The sequence below is a fragment of the Companilactobacillus keshanensis genome (assembly GCF_003946205.1).
In the GTDB taxonomy this organism is placed as follows: Bacteria; Bacillota; Bacilli; order Lactobacillales; family Lactobacillaceae; genus Companilactobacillus; species Companilactobacillus keshanensis.
This window is the reverse complement of record NZ_RHOS01000007.1, coordinates 23696-45490: the sequence shown is the minus strand read 5'-3', so window position 1 is coordinate 45490 and position 21795 is coordinate 23696. Positions and strand designations below refer to the sequence as shown.

Genomic DNA, 21795 nt, shown 5'->3' with positions numbered 1-21795 from the left:
CTTTCCTCCTTAAGCACAAATACATTGTATTAGGTTTTTGAAAGATACAACTTGATGACGATCAAGTTTTGAAACTTATTTGTTTTTTGTTTACTAATTAACAGCAGGCCACGGCTGAGGACGGTCCACACAACAGATGGAATTACTCAAATTATCTAGCATCAGGTATACACCTAACAAATTACCTACATGAATCCTCGATTATTTTAATTAAATTTTCCATATTATCTGTACGTATATTGTTTTTTCGATAAACCAAACTGACATATGCTGTTGGAAATGTTTTATCAGGTAAATTCAATGTTGTTAAATCATCACTTAACTCTATCAGGTCTGACGTGAATCCCAAATTATTATTATCACTAATAAGCTTCATTACTAAATCTGTGTTATCACTTTCAAAAACCACCTTGGGAGCAAATGACTTAGATATTTCATGAAATACCTGATAACTAAGATGGTAACGATTCATGGTTACCAGATTGTATTTAAAAACATTCTCTAGGGTGGATACATCCTTTAATAAAGGATGATCCTTTTGAAGCAAAATGTTGAAGTGAAAGCTTTTTAATCGTTTAGTGATTATTTCCCTACTATTAATATCATCTATCGTTCCAATAATAGCCAAATCAATATCTCCATCATTAACTAACTTTAATAAAGTTTTAGAACCTTCCTCATTAACTTGGACATTATTTAACAGTTTAATATCCAATAATTTCTTAGCAATTACTGGAAAATAACGTTCGCTTATCGATGACTCAATTCCTAATTTTATTCGACTAGTCTTTAGACGCTCGATTAATTTCAACCCGTTATCCCAACTGGATAAAACTTCATTACATGTCATCAATAATTGCTGTCCACTGGGTGTCAAAATCAATGTTTTAGAATGAACTTGGCGAATGATCAATTTGGTTTGTAATTGATCTTCTAATCGTTTGATAGCCTGCGATATTGTTGGTTGACTAACTTGATAATCACTAGCCGTCTGGGTAAAACTTTGTGACTTAACTACGTGTTGGAAATACTGTAAATCTTTAATATTCATATTAGCCTCATAAGTAAATGTAATGGTAATTAGTATTTTGACTATATTTTATAAGCAATGATAGTCTTACTCCATTATATTTATTAATAATGGAAGTGTATATATGAATGATAAAGTTTGGCATCGTAATTTAATAATTTTATGGTTTGGCGCATTTATGTCGGAGGGTGCAATCTCATTAATTGTTCCGATCATGCCACTATTTTTAAAAACCCTAGGAAATTATTCAAATAAAGAAATCAATTTATTAACTGGAATGATTTTCTCGATAACCTTTTTGATCAAAGCAATAATCTCACCACTTTGGGGTAAAATATCCGATCAAAAAGGTCATAAGCCGATGTTATTAAAGGCCGCCGGTGGATTGACTTTTTGTTGTCTTCTTATATCGATTGCACCAAACATCTGGATTATCTTTTTAGCTAGAGCGATCCAAGGCGTTTTTTCTGGTTACATAAATAATTCTGAATCAATGATTGCCGCCCAAGTACCTGATAATAAAAATGGTTTTGCGTTAGGTACTTTAGCCACTGGTGACACGGCAGGCTTGCTCTGTGGTCCTATCATCGGTGGAATTTTAGCAACCGGTTTTGGATTCCGCGGAACTTTTATAATTGCCGGGTTATTAATGGGCTTAGTATTTCTTTTGAGTCTCATCCTGGTTAAAGAGAATTTTCAGCCATTGCCTAAAAAACAAGTTGTTGGAATTTTAGAAACTATGCGTGAGCAAGAGTTCCCTAAAATAATAATAATAATTTTTATAATAACTATGATCATTCAGGCCACCAACAATGCAGTAAATCCAATCATTAGCTTGTATCTTGCTGATATATTGCATAACCCCAGTAATCTTACTTTAATAAGCGGTATTATTTCTTCAATTCCAGGTATAGCCACTATTATGTCAGCAACATATTTTGGTCACTTAGGCGATCGATATGGTCAAACAAAGTTATTAAGTGCAGCATTAATATTAGGAATTCTAACTTATATACCTCAAATTTTCATAACTAATATTTGGGTGTTTTCATTTTTAAGATTTTTGACTGGATTTTCAATTGCAGCTCTACTTCCTGCAGCGCAAGCAATTTTAACTTTGGAAACTGATCATAAATCTTTAGGAAGAATTTTCAGTTACAATCAAACATTTCAGGCAATGGGAAATGTTTTGGGGATGACTCTCAGCAGCATTGTCTCCGCTTACTTAGGATATTCCCAAATGTTCTTATTAGTTGTAATTTTAGAAATCATTGGACTTACTTTAGTACCAATGACTAAGCGACATAGTAGCAATATATTCTCTAACAAAACATCACTCTAAATGAATTGTATCTTAAATATATTAAAGGATTATTACAAATAATTTGATATGAAAACTGCACTAGCGATATACTGTTATTCATATACTTGCAGGAAGGTGAACTTATATGAAACAAGGAACTACTATTATCACTTTAGATAATGGCTACCACTTATGGACAAATACCCAAGGCCACGGGGATATTAAATTGCTTTGCCTACACGGCGGACCTGGTGGAAACCACGAATACTGGGAAAATTTTGGTGAAAAACTGGCTGATCTCGGCGTTCAAGTTACTATGTACGATCAATTGGGTTCATGGTACTCAGACCAACCCGACTATAATGATCCAAAAATTGCCGAAAAATACTTAACATATGATTATTACTTAGAGGAAGTTGAAGAAGTTAGACAAAAGCTTAGTCTCGATAACTTCTATCTTATCGGACAATCATGGGGTGGTCTTTTAGTTCAACTGTATGCTGCTAAATACGGACAACATTTAAAAGGTGCCATCATCTCAAGTATGGTTGATGAAATTGACGATTATGTTAAACATATCAATCAATGTCGTATGGATGCTTTAGGTCCTGAAAAAGTTAAATATATGGAACAAAAGGAGGCCGAAAACGACCTTGATGATGCCACTTATCAAAGTTATGTTGACGTACTAAATGCAGAATATGTTGACCGTAAGCAACCTGTTGCCATTTCTCACTTGATCAGCACAATTTCAACAGGCGTTTATAATGTCTTTCAAGGCGACAACGAATTTGTTATCACAGGTAAATTAAAGGATTGGCATTTCAGAAAACATTTAAAAGAAATCACTGTTCCAACACTTTTGACATTCGGTGAACATGAAACAATGCCCGTCGAAACGGCCAAAATCATGCAAAAGGAAATTCCACACGCAAGACTGGTCACAACACCAAATGGTGGACATCATCATATGATCGATAACGCTCCAGTCTACTTTGATCATTTGGAACAATTCATCAAAGATGTTGAATCAGATAATTTTAACGACTAGATTAATTAAGTTATAACAAATAAAACCTTTTAAATATTAATGAAGCCGATCTATTCAGTGTATAACTGAATAGATCGGCTTTTTTGTACTTCCACAATATGAAAAACATGATCAGATTCTAACCTATTTTCCAAGAAAAACTTTAATTTGAATTTTATATCCAAACTAAAGGATTCAATTATTTTTTAGATATTAAATGAATCGTAAGGTCTGAGATTATTCTCAGACCTAGCGACGGAAAACCTTTACCCCATTACAGCTGAAGTCTTTTGAACTCTGGCTTTCTTTTCGGTGTGACCTCTCCAATATGATGAAAGAACCGATCCAGAGATATTGTGCCAAACACTAAAGATAGTAGATGGAATGGCTGCTGCTGGTGAGAAGTACAACATTGATAAGGTTGCACCTAAACTAGAGTCTTGCATACCAACTTCAAAGGTAATTGCTTTTCTCTGAGGGTCCTTTAGACGGATCAACTTAGAGAACAGGAACCCTAGTCCATATCCTGAAAGGTTGTGAAGGATAACAGCGGGAATTACTAAGGCTGTTGTAGCAGTGAATAATTCAGCGTGGTTAGCTGAGATAACGGCACCGATGATCAAAAGGATCGCTGTCTGTGATACTAAAGGTAATGCACGTGTTAAGTTATCGATTCTTTTACCAAATAAGGTATGGACAACAACACCTAAGATGATTGGAACTAAAACTATTTTGATAGTACTCATAAAGAGTGATTGTGTAGGAATCGTTACGTATTGTCCAGCATATAACATCAATAGACCTGGTAAAGCTAGTGGAGCAAGAAGTGTCGACAATGTTTCGATGGAAACATCCAAGGCAACATCCCCTCCGGCCAAATATGCCATAACGCTTGATGATGTACCACTAGGGCAAGATCCAACTAAGATAACTCCAACTGCAGTAGCTCCTGTTAAATGGAAAATCTTACATAATACAACGGCAACTAATGGCATGATAACATAATGTGCCACAGTTCCTAAGATAACTGGTAAAGGACGTTTAACGATCCTGACGAAATCTTCGCCACGTAATGTCAGCCCCATACCAAACAAAATGATTCCTAATAGATACGATGTGTTGGGAATTACCCACTTACTTGTTTGTGGTAATAAATAATTAAAAATTGCCCAAATAACAACCAAAACTGTAAACCATCGACCGATCCATTTACCAAGTGCTTCTACTTTTCCCATATAATCACGCTTTTTTTCATTTTAAATAGATTTAATTGTAATAGCCCAATGTCATTCGTGCGACCTGACTCATCTTATCCGGACTCCAAGCCGGTTCCCAAACAATATTGATTTTGACTTCATCAACTTCTGGTAGTTTTTCTAAAGATGACTGAATCATTTGTTCCAGTACAGCTGAGATCGGACAACCCATTGTTGTCAAAGTCATCGTGACCGTAACGACGTTATCATCCATACTCAATCCATAAATAAGGCCTAGATTGACTAAATCAATCCGTAATTCTGGATCAATAACTTTCGATAATTGTTCTAACATCCTGTCCTGTAAATCAGTCACTGCTGATTCTTTTCTCATCTCATCTACCATTTAAATTCCTACTTTCCGTTTGCCTTACCAAATAACTGATCGGCACCTAACATGACGCCACCAGTATTGGCCGAAGTAACCAAATATTGATATCTTGCTAAATATCCAAATCTAACTTTAGGCTGAAATGGTTTTAACTCTTTTCTGCGTTCTTTAAATTCAGCATCGGAGACATTAACGTCTAAAGTCCTATTAGTGAGGTCGATCGTGATCTCATCTCCATCATGAATCAAGGCGATCTCACCACCAGATGCTGCTTCTGGAGATACGTGACCAACGCAGATACCATGAGTAGCACCTGAAAATCTACCATCAGTGATCAAAGCTACGGTTCTACCTAATCCACGTCCAATAATATCTGAAGTAGGATTCAACATTTCTGGCATTCCTGGGCCACCTTTGGGACCTTCATATCTAATAACAACGACATGACCAGCTCTAACAGTTCCATTATCGATTCCTTCAACTGCATCATCATGTGAGTCAAAACAGATAGCTTTACCAGTGAATTTGTGAATATCAGGATCAACACCAGCAACTTTGATAACTGAACCTTGTTTAGCAACATTTCCATAAAGAATGGACAACCCCCCTTGTTCTGAGTAGGGATTATCCAAGGGACGAATAACTTCTGAATTCTTAGTTACAGCACCAGCTACATTTTCACGAATCGTTTTACCTGTTACTGTAATTCGATCAGGATGGAAGACACCCTTTTGAATCAATTCGTTCATCAATACTGGGATTCCACCCGCTTGATGTACATCTTCCATAGTCCAAGCAGATGATGGAGCAATTTTTGCCAAATGTGGTGTACGTTTAGCGATTTTATTAATTTCTTCTTCGCTATACTCAACTCCTGCTTCATGAGCGATAGCTAATCCGTGCAAAACTGTGTTAGTTGATCCACCCATGGCCATGTCTAATGCAAATGCATCGTCAAAAGCATCTTTTGTCATAATGTCACGTGGCTTGAGATCATTTTTGACATTCTCCATAACGCGTCGGGCAGCTTTTTTAACTAGCTCACGGCGTTCTTCAGAGGTTGCTAAAGCAGTACCGTTATAAGGTAAAGCTAATCCGAATGCTTCCATTAATGAATTCATTGAATTGGCTGTATACATTCCTGCACAAGATCCACAGCTGGGACAGGCGTTACGCTCCAATTCAAGAAAATCCTCCTTTGTCATTTTGCCATCTTTAAAGGCTCCAACTGCTTCAAAGACACTAGATAATGTAGCGGCATTCCCATTAGGATCAACACCAGCTTTCATTGGACCTCCAGAGACAAAAGCACAAGGGACGTTAGTTCTTACTGATGCCATAAACATTCCTGGTGTGATCTTGTCACAATTTGGCATGTATAAGACACCATCAAACCAATGAGCGTTGATTACAGTTTCAGCAGAATCAGCGATAATTTCACGACTAGGAAGTGAATAGCGCATTCCGATATGGCCCATAGAAATTCCATCATCGACACCGATAGTATTAAATTCAAAAGGAATTCCGCCGGCTTTTCTGATTTCTTCTTTAGCAATATCGGCCAGTTCTCTCAAGTGAACATGTCCTGGTACGATCTCAATATATGAATTACAAATAGCGATAAATGGCTTCTTCATATCTTCTGGATTCTTCACTTGTCCTGTTGCGTATAATAAACTGCGTCCTGGAGCTCGATCAACACCAACTTTGATCTCATCACTTCTCTTTTGCATGTCCTTGCCGCTAACGTTGAAATTTAATGTATCGCTCATCTCATCATCCTCTTCTATTTTTTGCCTTAGGATACATAGCTACCTACGTTGATAATTTCAAAATATTGGTCATAATCCCCTAAGCCTCCTGAGGTGTACTAGGTGTACTGTATTTATCCGCTTCTTTAACAAATGGCATTCTTTCACGTAAACCTTCACCGACTTCAGATAATAGTGAATGTTCTGAACGTTCACGCATCTTGTAAAGTTCGGGGAACCCGGCACGATAATCTTTCATGAATTCTTTAGCAAATTTTCCATTTTGGATATTTTCTAGTGAATCTTTCATGGCTTGTTTAGATTCTGGTCCAACAACTTTAGGCCCAACTACATAAGAACCATATTCAGAAGTATTTGAGCAATCTTTGTACATTTTGTTGAAACCACCTTCGTAGATCAAATCACAGATAAGTTTCATTTCATGTTCAACTTCAAAGTAGGCTAATTGCGGTGAATACCCGGCTTCTGTCAAAACTTCAAATCCTGTTTCGATCAAGGCTGTAATTCCACCCATTAGGACGTTTTGTTCACCAAAGAGATCTTCTTCAGTTTCTTCTTTGAAACTAGTTTTTAACAATCCAGCACGTGCGGCACCGTTTCCTTTGGCAAATTCCTTTGATAGATCTTCAGCATGTCCAGAATAATCTTGGAAGTAACCATAAAGTGCGGGAACACCAAAACCCTCTTTGTAAGTACGGCGGCAAAGGTTACCTGGGCCTTTAGGTGCCATCATGACAACATCAACATTGGCTGGTGGAACGATTTCCTTATAGTGGATATTGAATCCATGTGAGAATCCTAAGACATCACCTGGTTTTAAATTAGGTTCAACTTCATTCTTATATACGTCTGACATGACTTCATCAGGTGTTAACATCTGGACCCAATCAGCTTTTTTAACCGCCTCGGCAACTGAGTACACTTCAAATCCGTCTCGCTTAGCATTATCAAATGATTTTCCTGGTCGGACCCCAACTACAACGTTGAATCCTGAATCACGTAAGTTATTTGCTTGAGCATGTCCTTGTGAGCCATAACCGACAAATGCTAATGTCTTTCCCTCTAAATAATTTGTTGTTACGTCATCGTCATATAACATTTCTACTTTCATAATAAATTCTCCATTTAATTTAAATATTTTTTATATTTTGATTTTTAATCCAACCCCAACATGTCATCATTAGAACAACCCGGTGCGATCATCGGATAAACTTGTTCCAAACTTGGGATCTTCACATTCACTAATGCTGGTTCATCTTTATCAAAAATTTTCTGTAATTTAGACTCTAAATCGTCAGTTTTATTCAGATCATAATAGGAAACTCCATAGGCTCCAGCTAACTTCTCGAAATCTGGTTGATGAGAGAAGACTGTCTGTGAACGTCGCTGATCATAAAATTCATCTTGCCACTGGCGAACCATTCCTAATGTTTTATTATTTAGTAAAACGATTTTGATATTTAATTTTTCAGCTGCTAAAACTTCTAATTCTTCACTAGTCATCTGCAAGCCACCGTCACCGACAAACAAAACTACATCCTTATCTGGATCGGCGTATTTAGCACCAATTGCGGCGGGTAATCCAAATCCCATAGTTCCTAATCCACCGGAAGTAACTAGTTGTCTTGGATAATGAAAAGGATAAAATTGGGCGGCCCACATTTGATGTTGACCAACATCAGTTACAACCGTTGCCTGACCATGTGTGACTTTGCCAACTGCTTCAATTACCTCTTGAGGTTTTAACAAGTCTTCATCCTGATCGTATTTAAAAGGATGACGGGTTTCATTTTTTTGTGTTCTTTCCAACCATTTTCTAGTTGATCGACTTTCGGCTGGTATTGACGTCATATATTCCAAAGCTAACCCTGCATCAACAGTTGCTGAATACTTTGTATGAACGATTCTTCCAATTTCTTGGGGATCGATATCAACATGAGCAACTTCAGCATACGGCGCAAACTTTTCGACATTTGGTACTAAGCGATCATCAAACCTTGAACCAATATTTAATAAGAAATCGCATTCTTGAAAAGCCATATTTGCTGCATATGACCCATGCATACCACCCATTCCCAAAAATAGTGGATCGTCATTTTTCAAAACTCCTAATCCCAATAAAGTTGAAACCACTGGAACTTGCCATTGATAGGAAAATTCTGCAGCTAATAAACCTGCATCAGCCGCTCCCACACCGGCTCCTAATAATAATAGAGGCTTCTTAGCCTGTCTCAATTTAACTAAAATCGTATTAAGTTGATTCTTTTGTTCAGCGGAAAGTTTTAATTTTTCAGATTTGACCACTTTAGTCGGTAATTCTTCAGAATATACGGCCGCCATAACGTCTTTAGGAAGATCTACTAAAACAGGACCTTTTCGACCAGATTGTGCAACTTCAAAAGCCCTATCCAAGGTCTTCGATAGTTCAAAACTATTTATTACTTGAAAATTCTCCTTAGTAACGACCTTAGTCATACTGATAACATCTAACTCTTGAAAAGCGTGTGTACCAATAGACTCTGTACTAACTTGACCAGTCAAAACTACCATCGGAGTGGAATCCATCATGGCATCCGCAATTCCCGTAATAGCATTGGATGCACCGGGACCACTTGTGACACAAATGACCCCTGTTTTCCCCGTGACTTTTGCGTATCCTTCGGCAGCATGTGCCGCTCCTTGTTCATGACGCGTTAAGATATTTCTAAATGCCGAAGTATAAAATGTGTCATAAATGGGTAAAACAGCCCCACCCGGATAACCGAATAAAACTTCTACATTATGATCGACTAACGATTGAATCAAAGATTCGGCTCCGCTAATTCGATTTTGTTCACCATCCGACTGTTTTGCTAACATAATAGATCCTCCTTCCACAAGTGATTCTCATTTTTTAGGTCAAATTATATAAGAATTAATATATTGACTATATTTTCTAATTTTTCTTTAATTTACCTTGATTATCACCAATTAATACAATTTCAGCTTCAACACATATTTTTAATTCTTAAAATCTTTTTTTGTTAAATAGCTCACCGTCATAACGGCCATGTGATTTCTTGATTTGCTGATGCCAATTAATCTAAACGCCTTCAAATCAATTGTCAAGCGGTAATCTTTCGGATTATGTTATCCAAGATGAGCAAGATTTATTGGCCCTATATAGGTAGTTTTTACGATATTTATTCGTGATATTTTTTTAAAATAATTTTTTGAAGATTCTATATTGACAATTCTTGACAAAGTGTTAAATTTAAATAAATTAAAGGCAAATTAAAAAAGCCTATGAAGGGAGTGCTGAATATGTCAGACACTAAAACCGAATCCAAAAACTTAATGTATGATTTATCAGCCGCCCAAAACAATAAGGCCATCGCAAACGATGGTCTTATTGTGCTTGCTCAAAATGTTTTGGCCAATGCTGAAATTATTATTGTCATTATTAAGGCCGTCGCTACAACGGTCTTGATTAGTCTGCTATTTGTTTTAGACAATAATGCTCAGTGGAATTTACCCAAACATTTTGGATACCTATCTTCCATCCTGTAAATTACAGGAATAATTAGGATCTAAACGTCAAAAGGGTTATCTGCTAAGCAGATAACCCTTTTTTTATTACCAAAATTAAAAAAATAACGAGGAAAATCACTATGACAACAACTACAACAGAAGTTTTAACCAATAAAGAAGTAAAAAAAGCCTATGACGTACTAAAAACCGTCGTCGTACATACGCCTTTACAATACAGTGATTATTTATCACAAAAATATAACTGTAAAGTTTATTTAAAACGAGAAGATCTCCAAGAAGTCCGATCATTTAAGATCCGCGGTGCCTATTATGCTATATCTCAAACTTCCGATAAAGATAGAAAACGCGGTGTCGTCTGTGCCAGTGCTGGTAATCATGCTCAAGGTGTTGCCTGGACTAGTTCAAAAATGGATATCCCAGCAACTATCTTCATGCCAACTACTACCCCACAGCAAAAGGTCGATCAAGTTAAATTATTTGGTGGCAAAAATGTCACTATAAAAATGATCGGCGATACTTTTGATGAAGCTAACGATGCTGCCAACAAATTTTGTAGTAAAAATAATCAAACCTTCATTGCTCCATTTGATGATTTACGTACTATGGCTGGACAAGGTTCATTAGCAGTTGAAATTTTCGATGATGCTAAGGCAAACAATCTAAAAATTGATTATCTCTTTGCTGCAATCGGTGGTGGTGGTTTGATCAGCGGTATCAGTACTCACACCAAGGCGGTAAGCCCGCAAACAATGGTTGTCGGAGTTGAGCCTACAGGAGCAAGCTCAATGGCCAAAGCCTTTTCCGTCGGACATCCAGTAAATCTTGATAATGTAGATACCTTCGTTGACGGTGCGGCCGTGAGAAAAGTTGGTCAACTGACTTATAGTACTTGTCAAAAATATGTCGATCGATTAGTTCAAGTTCCCGAAGGATTAGACAGTAAAACGGTTTTAGATGTTTATAGTAAACTGGCCTTAGTTGCAGAACCTGCTGGAGCTTTAAGTATTGCCGCTTTAGAGGTTTATACAAATCAGTTAGTTGGTAAAACGGTCGTATGTGTAGTCTCTGGTGGTAATAACGATATCAATCGGATGCACGATATGGAAGAAAGATCGTTAATTTATCAAGGGTTACAACATTATTTCCTAGTTAGTTTCCCTCAAAGGGCAGGTGCTCTTCGTGAGTTCATCAACAGCGTACTTAATTTGGACGATGACATAACCAAATTTGAATATACCAAAAAGGTCAATAGTGGTACTGGTCCTGTTCTGATTGGTGTACGTTTGGGACAAGCAAAAAAACTTGATCAACTATTATATCGATTGAACGAGTTTGATCCTAATTATCTCAATCTTGAGGACAATCAAGCTCTTTACAGAATGTTAGTTTAGATACCAAAAAAGTACATCCAAAGATGTGCTTATATAATAGTAGAAACTAGTTTATTTTTTAGTCCAAACTCTTCAAAACATAGTCTGCCAGTTGATGTATACGTGCATAATCATCGTCATCTGGATCTTCATTAATTTTAACTGAATCCGCTACTTGATCACCATTACTGGAATTCATTTCCATAGTAAAGTAGTCAACGGCGCGACCAAAATGAATATGTGATTTTGAACTGGATCCTAATACTGCAAATTTTGTTTTAGCTAAATCGACATCCTGTAGATCTTCAAAAAAGTCTTGAGCTTCATCAGGTATGTCACCATCGTTATATGTATATGTAACAGTTATAACGGCGTCATACTCGGGTAATCTGAAGGCGTCAGCATCAACTAACTGTTCTAAATCTACCTCTGCACCCTTTTCCTCTAAATAGCTTTTTAAATTTCCAGCAATTTTTTCATTGCGACCAGACATACTAGTGTATCCTAAAAATATTTTACTCATTCAAACACCTACCATCTAACACTGATACGTTCTTTTTTATGTTTGGCAGCAATTATTTCATCTACCATGGCTACCGCGTAATCAGCGTAACTTATTTTACTTATACCATCTTTATCAAAGGTCATTTCTTCACCAGCTAATACATATTCCCCAGTTTTTTCAGCATCAAAGTCAAAATCGTCAGCTGGGCTAAGATAAGTCCAATTAATATCACTTTGGCGCAAAAGATCCAAAGCCTTACCCATTTCCAAACTCAAAGGTTTAACAAAATCTGGAAAATCAGCTTGTTCAAATCGTCTTTGAGTATGTTCTTTATTAACATAAAGCGATCCAGCTCCACCGACTACCATCAATCTGATGTCAGTTTCTTCTAATACATCAATAAGATGTTGTGTAGAAGGAACGAATTCTTTTACACTGTCACCAAAAAAGCCCAATGCATCCACTAAAACATCAAAATCTTTTATATCATCATGCGTTAAATTATAGACATCTCTAACTAAGAATTTCTCAGTTGGGGATTTTTTTTCATCTCTAACGATCGAAGTCACATCTAATCCTCGCTTAAATGCTTCTTCAACGATCATTGATCCTTGCTTACCATTTGCTCCAATCACAGCTACTTTCATAAAAGTACCTCCCACTACTTTTTACTGTACACAAAAACTATGAAAATTCCTAAATATTCGGCTCAAAATTATGATTTTTTTAATTTGACGGTATCGGTTACACATGTAGTATCATTAAGGTGATAAACCTTTAGGAGGAAGAGAATGGCAAAATACCAAATCTATTTAATTCGTCACGGACGTACTTGGTTTAACCGTTATAATAAAATGCAAGGCTGGTCTGATACACCATTGGCTCCAGATGGAGTAGAAATAGCTAAAAAGGCTGCCTTGGCACTCAAAGATGTAGACTTCAGTGCTGCATTTTCATCAGATGCTAGACGTGCGATCGACACATGTAAATTTATTGTCGACGCCAATATGAACAAAAATAAGTTGAAGCCAACCAAATTGATGGAATTCAGAGAACAGTTTTATGGCTACTTTGAGGGAATGAATTCACCAGAGGCCTGGTTTATGGTTGGTGAACCACATGGTGCCAAAGGATTTAGTGAGATCATCGATAAGTATGGTCTTAATGCAACTAAAGATTTCATGAAAGAAGCCGACCCATTCCACGACGCTGAAAATGCGGAAGAATACTGGACGAGAATTGGTCACGGTTTTGATGCAATTGATAAAATTGCTAAAGATGGCGATAAGATCTTACTTGTTTCACACGGAACAACAATCAGATCTATCACTGATAGATACAGTGATGGTAAGTTTGATGTAACAGATAGTCCTAGAAACTCCAGTCTTACAATGCTTGAACGTGACAATGGTAAGAATCTTGTTACAAGTTATAATCAGATGATTATTTAGTTTGTAAAAATCTTAAGCTGCCGCCTGCGGGTTCAAGTAATTCCACCTGTTGTGCGACCGTTCCCAACTTTGGTCTGGGAACTCGATTTGAAGCTTTGCACAATTCGCAAATCTTCGAATCGTCGGTGCTGTATGAACTACGTTCAACACCCTCACAACTGGTTACATTACTTGAACCCTCCGGCTATTTTATAAATAAGTATATATACCTCTTTAATACGGATGTTCTATAAATCTGTATTAAAGAGGTATTTTTATTTTAAAAAAAGTATGATTCCAATTTAATATCGAAATCATACTTTGTAAATTAATTTTCATGTAATATTTTTTTCACTCGGATATTAGCCGGAGACCGAAAGAGAGTCTGCCCGCAGTTAAAGTTACGTTAGAACATGGTTTACGTTCTTACGTAACGGACGTATTTAGCGATTTGCGAACTATGCAAAGCTCTAAATCGAGATTCAAAAATTATTATTCACCAACAGTATCATGTATCCCAAATAGTAAAACCAAAATACCGACAGCTAATACAACTACAAACATCATAAATACCATTGGAATGCTTAATCCCATACCCAACAATGCACCAATCAGGAATGGACCAAGTGTTGCGCCAATTCGTCCAATTGATTGTGTAAATCCAACTCCAACTCCACGATATTGGGCCTCATAATGACTTGGAGTAAAAGCAATCAATGTTCCCCAGGCTCCTAGGTTAAAGAACGATAATAATGCCCCACCAATAAGTACAATTGGCAAATCGTTAGCTGTTCCAAAAATAAATGCACTGATTAATGTTCCCAAAAGATAGATAACCAGAATATTCTTACGACTGATTTTTCCCATTAACCAAGCTGCTAAATAATAACCGGGTAATTGAGCTAAACTCATTAAAAGAGTGTAACCAAAGCTATTGATCATAGGTATATTTTTTGCAATCAAAACACTTGGTAACCATAGAAACATTCCATAATAAGAGAACATAACTACAAACCAAAGTACCGTTAGAACACCGGTAGCTTGTAGATACTTACCTGACCAAATTTCTTTGATCGAGTGAAATATATTTGAACGTTCGTGCTTTGTATTTTCGTATTCATCTGGCAAATGTCTTCTCATAACAAAAGCATATAATGAAACGAAAAAAGTACAGACCACCGTTACACGCCAACCAAAAATCGGCATAACTAAGAATGACAATAATGAGGCTAAGATCCAACCAATTGCCCAAAAGCTATCGGCTAAAACAAGCATTCTAGATTGCTTCTTTCCGCTGAATGAATCGGCCAACATTGTCGCAGCAACCGGCAATTCTCCACCTAATCCAATTCCGGTAATGAATCTCACTAGCATAAACATATTCACATTTTGAGTAAATGCTAATAAAAGGTTCCCGGCTGAAAACAGTATCAATGTTCCGATCATAACGTGTTTACGACCGAATCTGTCAGCCAAATATCCGCAACCCAATGATCCAAAAATCATACCCAATGAGGTAACGGCACTAACATAACCGATTTGTGTAGGTAACAGTTTCCACTCTGCTCCAATGATCGGCATAATAAAGGATAATAGCGCAACATCCATGGCATCAAATAGCCAGGCAGTACCAATAACAAATAACAATTTGTTACTCTTGGTTAAAACATTTTGCATACTTCATCTCCGTGTTTATATTTTTTATAAAAAAAGTTATTTAGGTACTTTTTACTTTTAAAGCCTCAAAAGAATAACATGGCTTTAAAAGTCATGTCAAGTTACTTACTTTAGACGGTATACTTTACCTGGACGACCGGCCCCTTTTATGTTTTCGGTTCCTACTTCTAAGAATAAACGCTTATGAGTCTTACGGAAATTTGAATTATCGATTTCAGTCAGTGATACCCGTAAAAGTATTGAGTAAATGATCCGAGCCTTTTTTAAGGTAAATGTCGGACCTAAGATCCGCAATATTGTTGGCGAATAGTCAAGACGATTCCTAATTCGATTGAATGCTGTACGTAAAATCAACGCATGATCGGATATCAAACCATTAGAATTTTTAAACAAATCACTTTGCAAATAAAATTCATTTCGATCAATATTTTCATCTAAGGTTTCAAAGGATAATTTACCATGCTGTAGCAAATAGTTTTCAGAACTGGGTTTGATGCTAAACCATTGTGCATCGTCGGCTCCGTACCCTGGCACAAGTCCTGGCATATCTGGTAAATAAATCATATAAGTTAATGCCAATTCACGCTTTTTAGCACGATGAATATCCGTGAATGTTGCCAATTGTTCAGTATTGACTAACGGAAGATCTACTCCGATTTTTTCTCGAACTAATCGTAAAGAAGATTCTTCTGCGTTCTCAGTCTTCCGCAAATAGGTTGTCGGTAACCCCCACATTTGTTCTTCGGAATTCTTTAGTAACAGAACTAGTAATTCCTTAGTTTTATTATTGAAACTCCAAATAACATTAGTAATACTGATATCAGCCATATTCTGTTACCCCCCATTCCTTTATTCTACAATAAGGACCAAGCATTTAACTATGTTTAATTGACTGACATTATTATAATTGTATTGTGATTATTTTAATAAAAAAAGAAATAATTGCTTTCGCACTACTATTATTAGAAATAAGACTCTACATGTTAAAATCATTCAACTTGGCATTGATTTAAATGAGATTATTTTGATCACAAAAATTAGAAAAAACGTTTCCATTTTAGATTTTTATTAAAAAAATCTCATTTTCGTCTAACTTAGTATATAAGTTTTCAGTAAAATGTTTTAGAATGTAGTTTAAGTCTTTAACTTGAAAGGGGAAATTTTATAAATGTTGAAACCATCAAACGCAGTTGAAACGGACGGGTTCTATATGAATCCAGATCGCTCCGTCGCCGTAATCAACTATAATGAAGAATATGTCCGCGATATTTTTCAATTGATCAACTCAGACAGTTTTGCCAGCTTAGTAAAGCTTTATCTAAAAGAGGTTCAAAAAACATCCACTAATGCTTTTGAAAAATTGGATGCTGAAACTTATACAAATACTTTGAAAGCTATCTTAGTAGATAATAAAGCTGGATATGAAAACCATGATCGAAGTTTGATACTAAAAAGTATTGAAGATTTTTATTCATTCTATCGTTCATACTTTAGAGTTTCTCTAATCAACAAACACAATAGTGATATCGTAAGCAATAACTTTATGGATATTGATAATCGCTTTAACGAAATTGTTTTACAATTATACCGTGCCATTGAAGAAAAATTGCAAGGATTCTCTAACCGTGCATATCGTCAAGTTAATGCCGGTACTAACGCATGTGTCCTTACACAATCTATCTCTTGGCCTACTCCTAAGGGATACGAAGCACTACAAAATATCAGATTCTTAGATACACTTATGTTACGTCCACCAATGATGATGCACACTAAGAGTAATAAACGTGAAGGTGTCTTTGATGCTGTTAAAGACAATCCGATCGCTAAATTTGACGGAGACCAAAAGGATTGGTTCTGTTTCCCTGCTAAAATCGGTGAAAGTTTAGCCTATGTTTACTTCCATCGTGACTATTTTGTTAGCGGAATTGCTCTAGCCAACTTGTTTGAAGTAGCCGATACAGCAAGTATTGAAGGCAAAAAACCAGACGAGATCTTACTATTCGGTTTGGATAAAACAGAAGGTGACGTCTGCCACTACTATCATGATGAGGAAAATGACCTTTGGGTCGGTGAAGTTCCTTACAATGATAAGACTACTTATTTTGGCTACATGAAGAAGATGTGTTTAACACTTCATAACTTACACATGATTTATGAAAATCGCCTTCCAATTCATGGTTCAATGGTTAGGATCAGTTTCTCAAATGGTAAAACCAAGTCAGTTGTCTTCTTTGGTGACTCAGGTGCTGGGAAGTCAGAATCTATCGAAGCCTTGCAGGAAATCGCTGATGATAAGATTTTAAATATCGAAACGATTTTTGATGATATGGGTAGTTTTGCCTTTGACGATAAAGGTAACATCTACGCTCAAGGTACCGAAACTGGTGCATTTGTTCGTTTGGATGACTTAAGTAGTTCTGTCGCATTCAATAACATGGATCGTGGCATCTACTTGAATCCAGAATTAAAGAATGCTCGTGTTATTTTGCCAGCTAATACTTATAAACGTGTTGTTGAACATCATCATATAGATATGTGGGTTTACGCAAATAACTATGATGCTGAGATCGGTTTACATCAATTCCCTGATGAAGATAAGGCTAAAGCAACCTTTATCGCCGGTAAGAGAAAAGCTCTAGGTACAACTGATGAAGTTGGTATGAGTACGACCTTCTTTGCAAATCCATTTGGACCTGTTCAAGAAGAGGAAAGGACTCGTCCTGTTATCGACAAAGTCTTCAACAAACTTTATAAAGACAAAGTTTATGTTGGTGAAATTTATACTCATCTTGGCTATGACAAGTCAAAAGACAGTTTACAAGAATCAGCTAAAGAATTATTAAATCAATTAATGAATAATTAGACAGCAAAAAAGCAGATCGCATGATCTGCTTTTTTTATTATCCTAAATCTTATTTTTATTTGAGTAGCTTTTCAACTGCTGGTTTCAAATCGGCTTCGCTCATATCATCATACTTCTTAGCTTCTACCGTTGTTTTATCAGTGTTATGATTTGAGGCTTCCATAAAGTGGTCCCAAATAGCATCTCTAACTGGAAGTGTCGAGTCACTCCAATCAAAAACTTCATTCATTTTCATATCTAATAAACTTGTTTTATCTACTGATACAGCCATTATTAAAGCTTCCTTTCTTTATTACAATTACCATTGTAGGTCACAAAAGTTAAATTGTTTAGCAATTGCACCTGTTAATTTTAAAATTAAAAATACTAATAGAATAAAAAAAAGCAGATAATCGTTATTGCGACTATCTGCAACTAACTTTAATTTATCTGAAACAATTCAAATTATATCCCTGAGTGAATGGGAACATGTGTAACGCTGGTATAACGGTAAAAATCACTAGCACTGCAACAACGATACCAATAATGACGGGAGCTCTATTTTTATTAAATTTGAAAGACTTATTATTATTATCCTTAGAAAATGCGTACCAAACTAACGCTAAAAGTAGAACTATTATAATAGAAGAACTAAACATCATGGCCCTATCCCCTTTTTTCGAAAAGAATAGCATGATTTATTTGCGATAGCCACTGTTTAGTTTGCAATCTAAAATCTCTGTTAGATCTTGTAATTTATCAACTTTTTCATCGTTTTGAATACTTCTAAGATCCAAGTTATTCAATTTTAAATGTGTATTTCTGAGAACCCAAAAATTAAATAACGGTGCGCTGACCTGATATTCTCTGCGATTTTTAACGATACCTGTGACAAATTTTCCACCTATCTTTGGTAATGGAAATGAATTTTTCTTATACAAGTATTCTTTATGCGTAATATTTTTTGAAGGATCTCCTTTGATATCCATTTCTATCTCATCGGCAAATCCGAATCCCGATGGAAAAGTTGTCGTAATATAATGACTGGTCCCTTTTCCCGAAAGAACTTTATCAACTTTAACTTGTACCGTAGTGGTTGGAAAAATTGCTTGGCGTTTATTTTTCTTATAGTCAATGACTGTCCCCAAAATGATCGAATCATTTTTCTTCTTTAAATCATGCCAATTCAATGGTTCATTACTATAATCCATCATCCCAAAGCTTGGATGGTATTTAACTTTTGTATTCCTAGTTTGTTGATTCCAGCGCTGCTTATTTTTAGATATTGCAGACTGTTGCTGTTTACTATGCTGACAGCCGACCAGCAGTAACATCGGCAAAATTACCCAAAATATTCTCTTCATATAAAAAATAATAGCAGGACTAAGATAGCCCTGCCATTATTTGTCAGTATGTATTTTTATTATCTAAACAATACTTATTACAAACCAGATCACATTCCAAATTGTGATTTTGATTTTATTGGATTGATCGATTTTTAAATTTTTCCAATTAAGCCAGATCATTGAACCGGCTCCAATTATGCCAATAATCGATTTTTGCCAAATACTAGCATCTTTAGTTATGAGGATGAAAGCCAATGAGCTTAAGATACTGGTCACGACTAATCCCACGACTGTATTGACGAAAACCGCCTTCATATCGGCTTTAGTATTCTTCAATAGAAAATATGAAATACCGTACAGAATGGCGATGGAGATCACTGCCTCAAGAGCAAAAATCAAAATCTTGAATTTCATAGCTGCCATTGGTGCCCCAGAAATGTTTTTATCTCCCAGAAATAAAGTGATGATTTCTAAAAAGAAATAAATTAAAAATATCCCTACTAAGCTTATTTTGTCTAGTCCGTATAACTTTTTCATAACGCCCTCTATTCTTCTTTAAGTAATCCTACAAGTGATGATTTAGCAGCTTTATTGGATGGAATAAAGCCAAATATCAATCCCACTGCTGTTGAAACTGACAATGACATAACAATTGCATATGCCGTTACTACCGCCTTGAACGGTAAGAAATGATTTATGATCGATACTAAGCTGTATCCTAAAGCAATACCTATCAAACCACCGATAACGCAGAGAATAATACTTTCAATCAAAAATTGATTCCTAATATCTCCAGAAGTCGCACCGAAAGCACGTCTGATACCAATCTCTTTTCTTCGTTCTGACACGGTAATATACATTACGTTCATAACACCAATTCCGGCGATAAGTAATGAAATTCCGGCTACAAAGGCTACAAAATAAGTAATGTTATTAAGTGTCTTAGTAAAACTCTTAGTAATTTGATCAACATGCGAAACTCCATATTTACCTAATTTGGCATCTTCACCAAATTTTTTCATCTCATTAAGAGCACTTTTACTAACACGCTTCTTACTTGCTGAACTTTTAACATAAATTTTGGCCTCATCTTGTGAGATCTGACTGGCAAATAATTGCTTAAAAGTCGTTTTAGAAACATAAATATCAGGACGATAACTAAAATCGCCGATCTTATAAATTCCACTGACTACAAAAACATTATCATTGATGACTAGTCTCTTATTCAAAGCTTTACCTTTAAAGACCTTATCGGCCAGATCTTTAGAGATAAAAATATCACTTGTATCATTTGTATTTAAAGTCGTTCCAAAACCCTCAGATAGTTTCAGTTTTTTAGGAACCTTATTCAAACCAGCAGAAGATTTTTTAGCCTGATGTTGAACTGTCACGCTAGCTTCAGGATTAACACTAGTTAATTTAACATGATCCACACCTGTAATACCCTCTAAAACTGACAGATCATTTCTCGTAAAACCACTGGTTGTATCATCGTCAGATGACGGTGTAAAAGACAGTGTTACACGATTTTTAGTATTATGGTCCTGCAATCCTTTAGTTTCCACCTTCGTAAAGCCATCCCCAATAGCTAAAATACATATAACACTAGTGATACCGATAATAATTCCTAACATTGTCAAAAAATTACGGTTCTTATTCTTACCAATTGATTTGAGTGCGATCATAACTTTATCTAACATTATTTTTTTACACTCTTTTCATCATTATATAAACGTCCGTCACGAATAAAGACTGTTCGCATTGCATATTCGGCCACTTCACTATCATGAGTAACCATAATGACCGTTGTTCCAGATTCGTTAAGGTCAGTAAAAATATTCATGATTTCTTTACTAGTTTTGGAATCTAAGGCCCCTGTCGGCTCATCTGCGATAATTAAATTGGGGCGATTAACAATTGCTCGAGCGATAGCTACACGCTGTTGTTGTCCACCTGAAAGTTCAGACGGAAGATTTTTTTCTTTTCCTTCCAGACCAACTTTTTTGATAACAGATTCAACTAATTCACGTTTGTTAGCTTGCTTTTGTTTACTATAAATTAATGGCACTTCGATATTTTCATAAACACTATAAGTCGTTAATAATTTGAAATTTTGAAAGACAAATCCTAATTGATCACCACGAATTTTCGATAAGTAGTTATCACTAGCATCTTTGTAGGACTTTTCTTTCAATAAATATTCACCCGTATAATTTTGATCCAATAATCCTAAAATATTGATCAAAGTTGATTTACCTGATCCAGACGGTCCCATAATGGCCAAAAATTCACCATCTGCTACTTCCAGATCGATATTTTCTAAAGCAATAAATTTGCCATATGTTTTACCAATATCATTCACTTTGAGCATC

General features: G+C 36.0%; 22 protein-coding genes. 6 read left to right on the top strand and 16 right to left on the bottom strand.

What is annotated here, in order from left to right:
* Positions 1-181: 181 nt before the first annotated feature.
* The gene (locus EKM64_RS05545) at positions 182-1051 is read right to left on the bottom strand and encodes a LysR family transcriptional regulator (protein ID WP_125676445.1); all 870 of its coding nucleotides are present in this window, start codon (positions 1049-1051) and stop codon (positions 182-184) included.
* 103 nt (positions 1052-1154) lie between these two features.
* Here EKM64_RS05545 and EKM64_RS05540 point away from each other — a divergent pair, with 103 nt between their 5' ends.
* Positions 1155-2372 carry an MFS transporter gene (locus EKM64_RS05540; protein WP_125676444.1) on the top strand — a complete coding sequence of 406 codons (1218 nt, stop codon included), beginning with the start codon at positions 1155-1157 and terminating at the stop codon, positions 2370-2372.
* Positions 2373-2478: 106 nt separating this feature from the next.
* Positions 2479-3384: a proline-specific peptidase family protein gene (locus EKM64_RS05535; protein WP_125676443.1), complete on the top strand. Its 906-nt coding sequence runs from the start codon at positions 2479-2481 to the stop codon at positions 3382-3384.
* A gap of 245 nt (positions 3385-3629) precedes the next feature.
* Here the strand turns inward: EKM64_RS05535 and EKM64_RS05530 are convergent, their stop codons facing one another.
* The 5 genes from EKM64_RS05530 to ilvB all read right to left on the bottom strand — a co-directional run bounded on the left by EKM64_RS05530 (position 3630) and on the right by ilvB (position 9581).
* Positions 3630-4598: a bile acid:sodium symporter family protein gene (locus EKM64_RS05530; RefSeq protein WP_125676442.1), complete on the bottom strand. Its 969-nt coding sequence runs from the start codon at positions 4596-4598 to the stop codon at positions 3630-3632.
* A 31-nt stretch (positions 4599-4629) separates the two neighbouring features.
* Positions 4630-4965 carry a metal-sulfur cluster assembly factor gene (locus EKM64_RS05525; RefSeq protein WP_125676441.1) on the bottom strand — a complete coding sequence of 112 codons (336 nt, stop codon included), beginning with the start codon at positions 4963-4965 and terminating at the stop codon, positions 4630-4632.
* Between the two features lie 8 nt (positions 4966-4973).
* Positions 4974-6722 (bottom strand): dihydroxy-acid dehydratase, encoded by a 1749-nt coding sequence (gene ilvD, locus EKM64_RS05520; RefSeq protein ID WP_125676439.1) that lies wholly within the window; start codon positions 6720-6722, stop codon positions 4974-4976.
* A gap of 79 nt (positions 6723-6801) precedes the next feature.
* On the bottom strand, positions 6802-7833 hold the full coding sequence (gene ilvC, locus EKM64_RS05515; protein ID WP_125676437.1) for a ketol-acid reductoisomerase: 1032 nt from the start codon (positions 7831-7833) through the stop codon (positions 6802-6804).
* Between the two features lie 44 nt (positions 7834-7877).
* Complete coding sequence (gene ilvB, locus EKM64_RS05510; protein WP_125676435.1) at positions 7878-9581, bottom strand: biosynthetic-type acetolactate synthase large subunit; 1704 nt, start codon at positions 9579-9581, stop codon at positions 7878-7880.
* A gap of 444 nt (positions 9582-10025) precedes the next feature.
* Here ilvB and EKM64_RS05505 point away from each other — a divergent pair, with 444 nt between their 5' ends.
* A complete protein-coding gene (locus tag EKM64_RS05505; RefSeq protein ID WP_125676433.1) occupies positions 10026-10271 on the top strand; it encodes a hypothetical protein in 246 nt (81 codons plus the stop codon).
* Between the two features lie 101 nt (positions 10272-10372).
* On the top strand, positions 10373-11644 hold the full coding sequence (gene ilvA / locus EKM64_RS05500) for a threonine ammonia-lyase IlvA (RefSeq protein WP_125676431.1): 1272 nt from the start codon (positions 10373-10375) through the stop codon (positions 11642-11644).
* 58 nt (positions 11645-11702) lie between these two features.
* On the opposite strand, the gene EKM64_RS05495 is transcribed toward ilvA, so the two are convergent.
* Positions 11703-12146: a flavodoxin domain-containing protein gene (locus EKM64_RS05495; RefSeq protein ID WP_125676429.1), complete on the bottom strand. Its 444-nt coding sequence runs from the start codon at positions 12144-12146 to the stop codon at positions 11703-11705.
* 8 nt (positions 12147-12154) lie between these two features.
* Positions 12155-12775 carry an NAD(P)-dependent oxidoreductase gene (locus tag EKM64_RS05490; RefSeq protein ID WP_125676427.1) on the bottom strand — a complete coding sequence of 207 codons (621 nt, stop codon included), beginning with the start codon at positions 12773-12775 and terminating at the stop codon, positions 12155-12157.
* Positions 12776-12919: 144 nt separating this feature from the next.
* On the opposite strand from EKM64_RS05490, the gene EKM64_RS05485 reads away from it, so the two are divergent.
* Positions 12920-13579, top strand: a complete 660-nt coding sequence (locus EKM64_RS05485; RefSeq protein ID WP_125676425.1) for a histidine phosphatase family protein — start codon at positions 12920-12922, stop codon at positions 13577-13579.
* 471 nt (positions 13580-14050) lie between these two features.
* Here EKM64_RS05485 and EKM64_RS05480 read toward each other — a convergent pair whose 3' ends face one another.
* On the bottom strand, positions 14051-15235 hold the full coding sequence (locus EKM64_RS05480) for an MFS transporter (protein ID WP_125676423.1): 1185 nt from the start codon (positions 15233-15235) through the stop codon (positions 14051-14053).
* A 105-nt stretch (positions 15236-15340) separates the two neighbouring features.
* On the bottom strand, positions 15341-16063 hold the full coding sequence (locus EKM64_RS05475) for an NrtR DNA-binding winged helix domain-containing protein (RefSeq protein ID WP_125676421.1): 723 nt from the start codon (positions 16061-16063) through the stop codon (positions 15341-15343).
* Between the two features lie 340 nt (positions 16064-16403).
* Between EKM64_RS05475 and EKM64_RS05470 the strand changes: the two genes are divergently transcribed.
* Positions 16404-18098 carry a phosphoenolpyruvate carboxykinase gene (locus EKM64_RS05470; protein WP_125676419.1) on the top strand — a complete coding sequence of 565 codons (1695 nt, stop codon included), beginning with the start codon at positions 16404-16406 and terminating at the stop codon, positions 18096-18098.
* A gap of 55 nt (positions 18099-18153) precedes the next feature.
* Here EKM64_RS05470 and EKM64_RS05465 read toward each other — a convergent pair whose 3' ends face one another.
* The 6 genes from EKM64_RS05465 to EKM64_RS05440 form a co-directional block, all read right to left on the bottom strand.
* Positions 18154-18369 carry a P8 family protein gene (locus EKM64_RS05465; protein ID WP_125676417.1) on the bottom strand — a complete coding sequence of 72 codons (216 nt, stop codon included), beginning with the start codon at positions 18367-18369 and terminating at the stop codon, positions 18154-18156.
* A 154-nt stretch (positions 18370-18523) separates the two neighbouring features.
* Complete coding sequence (locus tag EKM64_RS05460) at positions 18524-18739, bottom strand: hypothetical protein (RefSeq protein ID WP_125676415.1); 216 nt, start codon at positions 18737-18739, stop codon at positions 18524-18526.
* Between the two features lie 36 nt (positions 18740-18775).
* Complete coding sequence (locus EKM64_RS05455) at positions 18776-19441, bottom strand: hypothetical protein (protein WP_125676413.1); 666 nt, start codon at positions 19439-19441, stop codon at positions 18776-18778.
* Between the two features lie 63 nt (positions 19442-19504).
* Positions 19505-19960, bottom strand: a complete 456-nt coding sequence (locus tag EKM64_RS05450) for a hypothetical protein (RefSeq protein WP_125676411.1) — start codon at positions 19958-19960, stop codon at positions 19505-19507.
* A gap of 8 nt (positions 19961-19968) precedes the next feature.
* Positions 19969-21123 (bottom strand): ABC transporter permease, encoded by a 1155-nt coding sequence (locus EKM64_RS05445; RefSeq protein ID WP_125676409.1) that lies wholly within the window; start codon positions 21121-21123, stop codon positions 19969-19971.
* Entirely contained in the window at positions 21123-21794 is a 672-nt protein-coding gene (locus EKM64_RS05440; protein WP_125676407.1) for an ABC transporter ATP-binding protein, read from the bottom strand. Before EKM64_RS05440 ends, EKM64_RS05445 begins: the two co-directional genes overlap by 1 nt.
* Position 21795: the final 1 nt, after the last annotated feature.

Coding starts and splice junctions, on each gene's coding strand:
- EKM64_RS05545 (WP_125676445.1), bottom strand. CDS start 1,051: ATGAATATTAAAGATTTACAGTATTTCCAACACGTAGTTAAGTCACAA.
- EKM64_RS05440 (WP_125676407.1), bottom strand. CDS start 21,794: ATGCTCAAAGTGAATGATATTGGTAAAACATATGGCAAATTTATTGCT.
- EKM64_RS05535 (WP_125676443.1), top strand. CDS start 2,479: ATGAAACAAGGAACTACTATTATCACTTTAGATAATGGCTACCACTTA.
- EKM64_RS05485 (WP_125676425.1), top strand. CDS start 12,920: ATGGCAAAATACCAAATCTATTTAATTCGTCACGGACGTACTTGGTTT.
- EKM64_RS05445 (WP_125676409.1), bottom strand. CDS start 21,123: ATGTTAGATAAAGTTATGATCGCACTCAAATCAATTGGTAAGAATAAG.
- ilvA (WP_125676431.1), top strand. CDS start 10,373: ATGACAACAACTACAACAGAAGTTTTAACCAATAAAGAAGTAAAAAAA.
- EKM64_RS05505 (WP_125676433.1), top strand. CDS start 10,026: ATGTCAGACACTAAAACCGAATCCAAAAACTTAATGTATGATTTATCA.
- EKM64_RS05465 (WP_125676417.1), bottom strand. CDS start 18,369: ATGGCTGTATCAGTAGATAAAACAAGTTTATTAGATATGAAAATGAAT.
- EKM64_RS05490 (WP_125676427.1), bottom strand. CDS start 12,775: ATGAAAGTAGCTGTGATTGGAGCAAATGGTAAGCAAGGATCAATGATC.
- EKM64_RS05455 (WP_125676413.1), bottom strand. CDS start 19,441: ATGAAGAGAATATTTTGGGTAATTTTGCCGATGTTACTGCTGGTCGGC.
- ilvC (WP_125676437.1), bottom strand. CDS start 7,833: ATGAAAGTAGAAATGTTATATGACGATGACGTAACAACAAATTATTTA.
- EKM64_RS05450 (WP_125676411.1), bottom strand. CDS start 19,960: ATGAAAAAGTTATACGGACTAGACAAAATAAGCTTAGTAGGGATATTT.
- EKM64_RS05480 (WP_125676423.1), bottom strand. CDS start 15,235: ATGCAAAATGTTTTAACCAAGAGTAACAAATTGTTATTTGTTATTGGT.
- EKM64_RS05525 (WP_125676441.1), bottom strand. CDS start 4,965: ATGGTAGATGAGATGAGAAAAGAATCAGCAGTGACTGATTTACAGGAC.
- EKM64_RS05475 (WP_125676421.1), bottom strand. CDS start 16,063: ATGGCTGATATCAGTATTACTAATGTTATTTGGAGTTTCAATAATAAA.
- EKM64_RS05495 (WP_125676429.1), bottom strand. CDS start 12,146: ATGAGTAAAATATTTTTAGGATACACTAGTATGTCTGGTCGCAATGAA.
- ilvB (WP_125676435.1), bottom strand. CDS start 9,581: ATGTTAGCAAAACAGTCGGATGGTGAACAAAATCGAATTAGCGGAGCC.
- EKM64_RS05470 (WP_125676419.1), top strand. CDS start 16,404: ATGTTGAAACCATCAAACGCAGTTGAAACGGACGGGTTCTATATGAAT.
- EKM64_RS05540 (WP_125676444.1), top strand. CDS start 1,155: ATGAATGATAAAGTTTGGCATCGTAATTTAATAATTTTATGGTTTGGC.
- EKM64_RS05460 (WP_125676415.1), bottom strand. CDS start 18,739: ATGATGTTTAGTTCTTCTATTATAATAGTTCTACTTTTAGCGTTAGTT.
- EKM64_RS05530 (WP_125676442.1), bottom strand. CDS start 4,598: ATGGGAAAAGTAGAAGCACTTGGTAAATGGATCGGTCGATGGTTTACA.
- ilvD (WP_125676439.1), bottom strand. CDS start 6,722: ATGAGCGATACATTAAATTTCAACGTTAGCGGCAAGGACATGCAAAAG.